Source organism: Gordonia sp. NPDC003376 (assembly GCF_053589235.1).
This window is the reverse complement of sequence record NZ_JBSFRM010000017.1, coordinates 1-9,656: the sequence shown is the minus strand read 5'-3', so window position 1 is coordinate 9,656 and position 9,656 is coordinate 1. Positions and strand designations below refer to the sequence as shown.

The following is a 9,656-nucleotide window of genomic DNA, read 5'->3' as shown; positions in this document are numbered from 1 at the left end:
ATTGAGCCGGGACCGAGCATCGCGAGGACCCGAGTCGAAATCTCCGCAGCAAACGTTCCGTGGCGACCACCCCGAAAGTGGTACCGCCCGCAACCCGACCGACAGAGGTTTCCACACGCCTCGTCGCCACGCTCCCTATCGGCTCGACCACCAACCCGCACTTGATGATTGAGCCGGGACCGAGCATCGCGAGGACCCGAGTCGAAATCTCCGCAGCAAACGTTCCGTGGCGACCACCCCGAAAGTGGTACCGCCCGCAACCCGGCCGACAGAGGTTTCGACACGCCTCGTCGCCACACTCCCTATCGGCTCGACCACCGAAACGGGCCGCGCCTACTCACCGCTCCGGTAGCGCTCCGCCGACGCTCAGGGCGATGGCGGGCAGTGTGTTGCAGATGAGGTCGAGCAGTTCGTCGCGGGTCATCACGTCGGGGTCGGTGAGCCACGAGATCGTGACCTCCTCGACGAAGGTCACCCACCCGGACACCGCGACGCGCGCACGCGGGGTCACCTCGAGGCCGAAGGCGGGAGCGTGGTCGAGGACGCGGTCGACCATGACCGAGCGGGTGGCGTCGGCGACCTCACGGACAGCGGAGTCGGCGCTCGAGGAACCGCGCAGGAAGGCGGTGTAGGCGCCGCCGTGATCGCTGACGTAGTCGACGAACGCCGACAGCGAACTCGCCAGGATGGCGATCGGGTCGTCCAGCGAGTCGTCGGGGGTGGTACAGGCGATCAGCTGCTCGCCCAGGGCACGCAAGACGGCCAGGTGGAAGTCCTGCTTGGAGGCGAAGTAGTGGAACAGCAACGCACGCGACACCCCGGCGACCTCGGCGATCGCGTCGATGGTCACCTGGTCGAGCGGCTTCTCGTCGACCATCGCCATTCCCAGTGCGATCAACTGGTCGCGGCGGGCCTCCGGGCTCATCCGGGTCCGGCGGCCGGAGCGGGAGGTGTTCGCTGTGGTCACGGGGACGATCCTAGCTTATTGATCTCGCGTCAATAGCTATTGACCGCTGTTCAACAGGTGTCTATTGTGACTTCCATGACAACGCATGATGTAGAGATCGCGATCGTCGGGGCCGGGTTCTCCGGCCTCGGAGCCGCCATCAAGCTCACCCAGAGCGGCGTCGACGACTACGTGATCCTCGACCGCGGCCGCGACTTCGGCGGTACCTGGCGCGACAACACCTATCCCGGTGCCGCCTGCGACGTCGCGTCCAACCTGTACTCCTACTCGTTCGCCCCCAACCCCGGGTGGTCGCGGACCTACTCACACCAGCCGGAGATCCACCGCTACATCAACGCGGTCGCCGATGCCCACGGCGTCCGCGACAAGGCCCGCTTCGGCAGCGAGGTCACCCACGCCGAATGGGATGAGGACTCTCGCCACTGGCTTGTCGACACCACCACCGACGGGGCCGAGACCCGTTACCGCGCACGCCATCTGGTCGGCGCGGTCGGACCGCTGTGTGAGCCCAACCTCCCCGACATCGACGGCATCGGATCGTTCGCCGGGACGGTGATGCACTCGGCCCGCTGGGACGACACCGTGGACTTCACCGGCAAACGTGTCGCAGTGATCGGCACCGGCGCCTCGGCCATCCAGATCGTCCCCGAACTGGCCGAGGTCGCCGGCCGGCTCGACGTCTACCAGCGCACCGCGCCGTGGATCGTGCCCCGCACCGAACGGCCGTACACCCCGCTCGAGCGGTGGGCGTTCAAGAACATCCCGCTGACCCAGACCGCGGGTCGCGCCGGGATCTACGCCTCCAACGAGCTCATCGCGTTCGGCATGACCTACTCGCCCGCCGCGCTCAAGCCGGTCGAGATGCTGGCCCGCGCCAACATCTTCCGTGGTATCCGCGAGAGCGCCCTGCGCGCCGCGGTGACCCCGGACTTCCAGATCGGCTGTAAGCGAATCCTGAAGTCCAACAACTGGTATCCCACGCTCGACCGCCCGAACGTCGACCTGGTCACCGATGGCATCGACCACGTCACCCCGACCGGCATCGTCACCCGCGACGGCACTGCGCGCGAGATCGACATCCTGGTGGTGGCCACCGGGTTCCACGTCACCGATTCGCCGGTGTTCGGCCACATCGTCGGCGTCGGCGGCAACAGCCTGGCCGCGGTGTGGGCCGAGGGCGGGATGCAGGGATACAAGGGCGGATTCGTCCACGGCTTCCCCAACCTGATGCTGATGGTGGGCCCCTCCACCGGCCTCGGCCACACCTCGATGGTGTACATGATCGAGTCACAGCTGAACTACCTCGTCGACTACATCGCCACCACCCGCCGCCTCGGCGCCACCCGCACCGAGGTCACCGCCGCCGCCCAGCAGCGCTACAACGCCGGCATCCAGCACAAGCTGCGCAACAGCGTGTGGGTCAACGGCGGATGCGGATCGTGGTACAAGGACGAGCACGGCAACATCACCACATTGTGGCCGGGATTCACCTTCGACTTCAGGCGTGCGACAAAGACATTCGACGCCGACGCCTACGACATCCGGGCCGACGCCCCGGCCGTTGCGCCCGCACCCGCAGACCACGTCCCTGCCGTCACCGGCGCCTGACGCCCACACGAACCGAAAGAGGGAGCACATGAAGGACTTTCGCGACAAGGTTGTCGTCGTCACCGGAGCCGGCTCGGGAATGGGCCGTGACCTCGCCGTCAAGCTCGCCCGGCTCGGCGCGAAGCTCGCCATCTCCGATCTGAATCCGTCCGGCCTCGAGGTCACCGAGAACCTGATCCGCGAGACCGGCGCACCGGTGCACAGCCAGATCCTCAACGTCGCCGAACGCGAGGCCGTGCTCGACTACGCCCAGGCGGTCGTCGCCCACTACGGAACCGTCAACATCATCTTCAACAACGCCGGCATCGCCCACCACGGTGAGATCGAACGCACCGAGTTCAAGGACATCGAGCGGGTCATGGACGTCGACTTCTGGGGCGTGGTGAACGGCACCAAGGCCTTCCTGCCGCACATCATCGCCTCCGGCGACGGCCACATCGTCAACACCTCGTCGCTGTTCGGGCTGCTCGCCGAGCCCGGTCAGGCCGCCTACAACTCGGCGAAGTTCGCCGTCCGCGGCTTCACCGAGGCACTCAACCAGGAGATGATCGTCGCCAAGCATCCGGTCAAGGTCACCTGTGTGCACCCCGGCGGGATCAAGACCGCGATCGCCCGCAACGCCACCACCTCCGGCGACCACGATGCCAAGGCCACCGCCGACTTCTTCGACAAATACCTCGCCCGGATGTCCTCGGCGGACGCCGCCGACGTGATCATCGACGGGGTCCGCAAGAACAAGGCCCGCGTTCTCGTCGGTGCCGATGCCAAGATCCTCGACATCTGGGTCCGGCTGGTCGCGTCGAAGTATCAGTGGGTCACCGCGAAGGTGACCGGGCTGGCATTGTCGAAAGCCTGACCTGCGCGGCGCCGGGTTCGTTCGCTTCGCCCGGCTGCGGGAACGACATTTCCGACATCGTGACCAATGCCTCTCCTCTGCGAGGTAAGCCGAACCTAGTATCGGAGGGCGGGGCGCGATCTCGGTGCCTGCATCGCAGGAAAGGCAGGCAGTGATGACGACATCCGAAGGGGTCCGGACCCCGGTCGCGGATCTCCCGATCGGGCGATCCGCTCGGATCGCCGGCTTCGCCGACACCTGTCCGGCCCCGGTGCGCCGGCGGCTGGCCGGACTCGGTTTCGTGCCCGGCACCGACGTCGTCAAAGTGCGTCGCGCGCCGCTCGGCAGCCCGTGTGTGTACCGGGTGATGTCCTACGAGATCTGCCTGCGGGCCCACGAGGCGAGCTACATCGAGTGCGCACCTGTACCTGACGGCACCGTGGACGGGGGCCGGGGATGAGCGACTGCCACGACGCGGGTGGGACCGAACTGCCCGACGCCGACTCCGCCGGCGCCCGGATCGACCGCGTCGCGCTGATCGGCAGCCCGAACGCCGGCAAGACCTCGGTGTTCAACGGACTCACCGGACTGCGACTGAAAACCGGCAACTACCCCGGCGTCACCGTGTCCCGGTCGGTCGGCCGCTGCAAGGTACCGGTCCTGGCCGGTGCCCCGGGTGGGGACACGGGAGGCGACCCGGGTCGACACGACTCGCCCTCCATCGTGCACCTCGAAGACCTTCCGGGTGCCTACAGTCTCGATCCCATCTCGCCGGACGAGCAGGTCGTCGCGGACCTGATGGCCGACCGCCTCCCCGGGACCACCGCGCCCGACGCCGCACTCGTCGTCGTCGACTCCACGGTGTTGCAGCGTTCGCTGTCGCTGGTCGCCGAGACCCTCAACCTGGGGATCCCGGTGGCGGTCGTGCTGACCATGACCGACGAGATGGAACGCCGCGGCGGTCATGTCGACCCGCAGGGCCTGTCCGACGCGCTCGGCGTCCCGGTGCGCGCGGTGATCGGGACCCGCAAGTCCACGCTCGAACCGATCCGCGAGTTGCTCGCCGACCCGGCATCGTGGAGCCGTCCGGCCGTCGGGCCACCCGACGACGGGGGTCCCCAGCTCGCCGACTGGGTGGCATCGGTGCTCGAACTCTCGGCCTACCGGGCGCCGGCCCGGCACGGCGCCACCGCGATGGTCGACCGGCTGCTGTTGCACCCGGTGGCCGGCCTGCTGGCCTTCCTGGTGGTCATGTTCTTGTTCTTCCAGGTGGTGTTCACCGTCGCGGCACCGTTCCAGGACTGGATCGAGCAGTTCTTCAGCTGGGCGGGCACGGTGGTCACCGACCATGTGTCCCAACCCATCCTGGCGGATTTCCTCTCCACCGCACTGATCGGCGGTGTCGGCGGTGTGCTGGTGTTCGTCCCGCAGATCCTGCTGATGTTCCTGCTGATCTCCCTGATGGAGAACATCGGGTACATGTCGCGGGCGGCATTCCTCACCGACCGCGTGATGAGCCGCGTCGGCCTCGAGGGTCGGGCCTTCGTCGCACTGTTGTCGTCGTTCGCATGTGCGGTCCCCGGCATCATGGCCACCCGCACCCTGCCGTCGTCGAAGGACCGCATCGCCACCGCGATGTCGGCACCGCTCATCACCTGCTCGGCACGTCTCCCCGTGTTCGTGTTGCTCACCGGGATGCTGATCCCGTCGGGTTCCCGGTTCGGCCCCGTCCACACCCAGGGTGCGGTGATGTTCGGGCTGTACCTGCTCGGGGCGGTCTCGGCGATGACCGCGGCCACGGTCCTCAAGCGCACCAGACCGCTCCGCAGCGGCCTGATGCCGTTCTACATGGAGATGCCGCCGTACCGGGTCCCGTCGCTGAAGTCGGTGTTCATGATGATGTGGGACTCCACCCGGATGTTCCTGCGCAAGGTCGGCAAGATCATCCTGCTCACCTCGATCGTGCTGTGGCTGCTGCTGTCGCTGCCCGCGCACACCGAGGAGGCCGAGAAGGTCCGCACCGACACCGTGGCCGCCGCCGTCGCCGACGGGGCATCGGCCGACGAGGCACACGCGGCGGGCGAGGCCGCATCCCGCTCGTATGTGATGGACAACAGCTTCGCGGCGTCGATCGGCAAGTTCGTCGAGCCGGTGTTCGCCCCGCTGGGCTTCGACTGGCGGATCGACATCGGCATCCTGGGGTCGTTCTCGGCCCGCGAGGTGGTGGTGTCGACCCTGGGTCAGATCGCTGCCGCAGAGGACCCCGAGGACCCGGCGTCGGCGTTGGGCGAGATGACCTATACGCAGGGCCCGCACGTGGGTGAGAAGGTGTTCACCCCGCCGACGATCGTGGCGATGCTGCTGTTCTTCGTCTACGCATTGCAATGCATGTCGACCGTCGGCGCGATCCGCCGTGAGACCAACTCGTGGCGCTGGCCGGCGATCGCCTGGACGTACATGTTCGTCCTCGCCTGGGTTGCCGGCTACCTCGGTCACGTCATCACCGCAGCGGTCACCGGGTAGCGCGATGTCACCCCAGCAACGACCGGTCATGCTGCTCCCCGCCCCCACGGACCCGGCCGATCCCGCGGTGATCCGCTGGCGGGTGGGTCCCGGTCTGATCCGGATGGACGGCGAGGTCTCGGTGTCGGAACTGCCCGGCGAACTGCGGGCGCTGGTCGACGCCGGTGTCCTCGAGACGGTTCGGGTGCAGCCCGGCCGCGTCGACACCCGGCTGTGCATCGGGCACGACCCGCGTACCGATGGACCCACCGTCCGTGATGCCCTGTTCACGGTGCTGTCGCGGCCAGGCGGATGGCCGGTGACGGGAGCGGGTGCCCGGCACCCCGACGACGCGGTGCAGGCCGGGGCCGATGCCGAGATCGCCGACGGTGTGCGGTCCGTGCTGGCCGGTGAGTTCGGTGGATACACCGCCTCGCATGGCGGTCGGGTGGAACTGGTGGACGTGGTCGACGGAGTCGTGACCGTCCGGATGGGCGGTACATGTCATGGTTGTGCGGCCGCCACGGTGACGCTGCGGCAGAATCTCGCGATCCGGCTGCGGTCGCTGCCCGGGTTCACCGAACTGCGCAGCATCGGATGAGCACCCGGCGGGCTCGCGACCGATCGGTTCCCCCGGTCAGATGCCGTGCTCGCCGAGCCAGGTCAGCGCGAGATCCCGGGGCTTCTCGCCCGCCTGCACCCTGCGCGCCATGGTCGCCAGGTCGGCGGTGGTGATCTCGCCGGCGACCTTGTTGACCGTCTTGACCTGATCGCTGTCGAGGGCTGCGGTGCGGTAGACGGGCACGAGGTCCTCGGCGCGGGGACCGACCGCTGTGGGCACCGTGCCCGATGCTCCCGCGGTGCTGGTGCCCGGTGATTGCTTCGGGGCGGGCAGTGACTGCACCTGCGCGGCGGGGCCGGCCGTATCCTCTCCGGCGAGCTGCAGCGGGGACAGGATACCCAGCGCGGTGCCGGTCGCGACGCGCGTCACCACCGCCTGCGGATCGGAGAGCGTCTGCACCGCTCCCAGCCGGCAACCGGCGTCGGCGAAGGCGCGCAACGTCACGTCGGACGGGGTGCCGGTCACCGCGACCGGGAGGTCGGCGGGCAATCCCGCGCAGCCGGACAGATCGGTGACGCCGGTCGAGGTGGCGAGCGAGGTGGCCACCACCAGTTGCGGCGTGTTGGTCACCGGGGTCTCATCGCCTACCGAGACACCTTGTGGCAGAGAACGATTGACGTCGTTGTAGGTCTCGTCAGAGGTTGTCGGCGCGAGTTCGGGGGCCAGCCCGGCGAGCAGTGTGCCGGTGAACGCGCCGAACAGGTCGACCTCGGTGCGGCCCATCGTCGACAACAACTGCGCGTCGTCGCCGATCACCAGGTCGTCGGAGACGGCGGTGCCGGAATTTTTCCGCAACGCCCCGGCATAGATCTCGGCCATCACCGACATCGCGGGCGTCCCGTCCGATCCCATCACCAGCGTGCGCGGTGCGGAGGTGGACGCACAGCCGGTGAGCATGCCGAGCACCAGCACCAGCACCACGACCGCGAACGCAGGGACCAGCAGACGGTTTCGCACGGCGTTCACGCTAGTGGTGCGGTGATCGTGCGCGCTGACGGGGGCGTCGTGCGCGGTCGCGTCGGTGCACATGAGGCGATCCTACGGTCGGCGCGGTCACAACCGAGGCGGTCACGGCGGCGGGGTGGCCCGATGCGCGTAGCATCCACCACGTGCCCCAGATCCCGAACCTACGCCCGGGGAGCCGCGGGATCCCCGTACGACGCGACCGCCGGCCGCTGCCGCGTATCCCGGTTCCGGTCGCGCGGGCCGTCGTCGACTGCGCGATCTACATCGACGGCGTCCGACAACCCGAGCGGGTTTCCTATGCCGACGCCTTCCGCACGGTGCGCGAGAGTGGGCAGGGATTCGTCTGGCTGGGTCTACATGCCCCCGACGATGACCAGATGACCGGTGTCGCCGACGTTTTCGGCCTCCACGAGCTCGTCGTGGAGGATGCGGTGCACGCCCATCAACGCCCCAAGCTCGAGATCTACGACGATATCCAGTTCCTCGTCCTTCGCACGGTGAAGTATGTCGAGCACGACTCGATCGAGCAGGCCAGTGAGGTGGTCGAGACCGGCGAGATCATGATCTTCGTCGGCCCCGACTTCGTGATCACCGTCCGGCACGGCGACCACACCCATCTGTCGGGGGTGCGACACCGACTCGAGGAGCGCCCGGAGCGTCTGCGCGAGGGACCGACGACGGTCATGCACGCGATCAGCGACCTCGTCGTCGACAGCTATCTGGCCGTGAGCGACAAGATGGAGGACGACATCCTCGACATCGAACGCGCGGTGTTCGGAACGCAGAAGAACTGGCTCAACATCGAGCCGGTGTATCTGCTCAAGCGCGAGGTGCTCGAGTTGCGCCGAGCGGTGACCCCACTGGCGGGACCGTTGTCGCGGATCACGGCCAACGGCAATGCCTTGGTGCCCAAAGAGGTTCGGCGCCACTTCCGTGACGTCGCCGACCACCTCGCCACCGTGATCGAGCACGTCGTGGAGTACGACGAGTTGCTGAGCTCACTCCTCGACGCCGCCGCGACCAAGGTGAGCATCCAGCAGAACGGCGACATGCGCAAGATCTCGGCGTGGGTTGCGATCGGCGCAGTCCCGACGATGGTCGCCGGTCTGTACGGGATGAACTTCGAGTACATGCCCGGGTCCGACGACCGGCCCGGATTCTTCATCGTGGTCATCGCGCTACTGGTCGCGTGCCTCGGATTGTGGGCGGTGTTCCGGCGTCACCACTGGCTGTGATGCCGGAGGTCACAAGGTGGCCGGGCTGCGATGCGGGTCGGCGACGTCGATTCCCGCCTCCACCCACGCTTCCCGGAGTGCATCAACACCTTTCAGACGCATCCAGGCCGCCTCGTTGGCGGTGATCGGAACCGCCCGCAAGAACCGGACCGGGTCCATCGGCTCCGGTAGCGAGAGTTCGCCCAGCACATCACCATCGGTGACGAACGCGGTGAAAGGCGCACCGTCCCATAATGGCTCGCCGAGGTCGAGGAGCGCATCGGTACCCAGGATCAGGCCCTCGACGGCCGGGGCCGCCGCCAGGGTGGCCATCCGGCGATGCAGCCCGGGCAGGGCCACGCCGGCATGGAGCCGGACCACCAGTTCGGCACGCGGCCCGCGCACCGGATCGGGGTCGATATCCCCCGGATCGGACATCGGGTGTCGTGCGCAACCCACGGTCACGTACGTGATCTCCCCCGCTGCCGCGAAGCGCACCACATCGATGGATTCGACGCCCAGGAAGGTGACCGACGCCCGCTGCGGTTGTCCACCGAAGGACTCGACGAGGTGGCGGTCGATCAGATCGGTCACAGAAGCGCTCACGAGGTCAACGGTAGCGTTCCGGGCCTCGTTGTCGTGAACGCCGGTCGACGAGGACGTGGCCCCGCGGCGCCCACAGGTGCCGGAGATTTCGACACGGGTCCTCGCGATGCTCGGTCCCGGCTCAATCAGCACTCACGGGCTCCCCGCCCCATCAACGCTCACGGCCACCCCAACCCATCAACACTCACGGCCACCCCAACCCATCAACACTGAAGGCCACCCCAACCCATCAACACTCACGGTGAAGCACCCCAGGTTTCGTGCCACCTCGTTGGTGGGCTACCTGCTGGTAGTGACCCCAGCATAGTAGGCAGCCTCGTACTCGTTGGGCGGGAC

9 protein-coding genes are annotated in these 9,656 nt (G+C 67.8%); 6 read left to right on the top strand and 3 right to left on the bottom strand.

Annotated features, from left to right (window positions below; translation table 11 throughout):
• Positions 1-337: 337 nt before the first annotated feature.
• Positions 338-925 carry a TetR/AcrR family transcriptional regulator gene (locus tag ACWDUA_RS16890; RefSeq protein ID WP_449752244.1) on the bottom strand — a complete coding sequence of 196 codons (588 nt, stop codon included), beginning with the start codon at positions 923-925 and terminating at the stop codon, positions 338-340.
• Between the two features lie 117 nt (positions 926-1,042).
• Between ACWDUA_RS16890 and ACWDUA_RS16885 the strand changes: the two genes are divergently transcribed.
• The 5 genes from ACWDUA_RS16885 to ACWDUA_RS16865 all read left to right on the top strand — a co-directional run bounded on the left by ACWDUA_RS16885 (position 1,043) and on the right by ACWDUA_RS16865 (position 6,513).
• The gene (locus tag ACWDUA_RS16885; RefSeq protein WP_449752157.1) at positions 1,043-2,575 is read left to right on the top strand and encodes a flavin-containing monooxygenase; all 1,533 of its coding nucleotides are present in this window, start codon (positions 1,043-1,045) and stop codon (positions 2,573-2,575) included.
• A 28-nt stretch (positions 2,576-2,603) separates the two neighbouring features.
• Positions 2,604-3,431 (top strand): SDR family NAD(P)-dependent oxidoreductase, encoded by an 828-nt coding sequence (locus ACWDUA_RS16880; RefSeq protein ID WP_449752156.1) that lies wholly within the window; start codon positions 2,604-2,606, stop codon positions 3,429-3,431.
• A gap of 154 nt (positions 3,432-3,585) precedes the next feature.
• Positions 3,586-3,870 carry a FeoA family protein gene (locus ACWDUA_RS16875; RefSeq protein WP_449752155.1) on the top strand — a complete coding sequence of 95 codons (285 nt, stop codon included), beginning with the start codon at positions 3,586-3,588 and terminating at the stop codon, positions 3,868-3,870.
• Positions 3,867-5,933: a ferrous iron transporter B gene (gene feoB / locus ACWDUA_RS16870; protein ID WP_449752154.1), complete on the top strand. Its 2,067-nt coding sequence runs from the start codon at positions 3,867-3,869 to the stop codon at positions 5,931-5,933. The genes ACWDUA_RS16875 and feoB overlap by 4 nt, the downstream gene beginning before the upstream one ends.
• A 28-nt stretch (positions 5,934-5,961) precedes the next feature.
• Entirely contained in the window at positions 5,962-6,513 is a 552-nt protein-coding gene (locus ACWDUA_RS16865; RefSeq protein ID WP_449752153.1) for a NifU family protein, read from the top strand.
• Between the two features lie 36 nt (positions 6,514-6,549).
• On the opposite strand, the gene ACWDUA_RS16860 is transcribed toward ACWDUA_RS16865, so the two are convergent.
• Positions 6,550-7,431 carry a glycine betaine ABC transporter substrate-binding protein gene (locus ACWDUA_RS16860; RefSeq protein WP_449752243.1) on the bottom strand — a complete coding sequence of 294 codons (882 nt, stop codon included), beginning with the start codon at positions 7,429-7,431 and terminating at the stop codon, positions 6,550-6,552.
• A gap of 221 nt (positions 7,432-7,652) precedes the next feature.
• On the opposite strand from ACWDUA_RS16860, the gene ACWDUA_RS16855 reads away from it, so the two are divergent.
• Positions 7,653-8,735 (top strand): magnesium and cobalt transport protein CorA, encoded by a 1,083-nt coding sequence (locus tag ACWDUA_RS16855; RefSeq protein WP_449752242.1) that lies wholly within the window; start codon positions 7,653-7,655, stop codon positions 8,733-8,735.
• A gap of 9 nt (positions 8,736-8,744) precedes the next feature.
• On the opposite strand, the gene ACWDUA_RS16850 is transcribed toward ACWDUA_RS16855, so the two are convergent.
• The gene (locus ACWDUA_RS16850; protein WP_449752152.1) at positions 8,745-9,320 is read right to left on the bottom strand and encodes a suppressor of fused domain protein; all 576 of its coding nucleotides are present in this window, start codon (positions 9,318-9,320) and stop codon (positions 8,745-8,747) included.
• Positions 9,321-9,656 lie beyond the last annotated feature (336 nt).

What these genes read in the sequence shown, in the direction of transcription:
- ACWDUA_RS16880 (WP_449752156.1), top strand. Translation starts at nt 2,604, where the DNA reads ATGAAGGACTTTCGCGACAAGGTTGTCGTCGTCACCGGAGCCGGCTCG.
- ACWDUA_RS16860 (WP_449752243.1), bottom strand. Translation starts at nt 7,431, where the DNA reads ATGCTCACCGGCTGTGCGTCCACCTCCGCACCGCGCACGCTGGTGATG.
- ACWDUA_RS16865 (WP_449752153.1), top strand. Translation starts at nt 5,962, where the DNA reads ATGCTGCTCCCCGCCCCCACGGACCCGGCCGATCCCGCGGTGATCCGC.
- ACWDUA_RS16885 (WP_449752157.1), top strand. Translation starts at nt 1,043, where the DNA reads ATGACAACGCATGATGTAGAGATCGCGATCGTCGGGGCCGGGTTCTCC.
- ACWDUA_RS16890 (WP_449752244.1), bottom strand. Translation starts at nt 925, where the DNA reads ATGAGCCCGGAGGCCCGCCGCGACCAGTTGATCGCACTGGGAATGGCG.
- ACWDUA_RS16875 (WP_449752155.1), top strand. Translation starts at nt 3,586, where the DNA reads ATGACGACATCCGAAGGGGTCCGGACCCCGGTCGCGGATCTCCCGATC.
- feoB (WP_449752154.1), top strand. Translation starts at nt 3,867, where the DNA reads ATGAGCGACTGCCACGACGCGGGTGGGACCGAACTGCCCGACGCCGAC.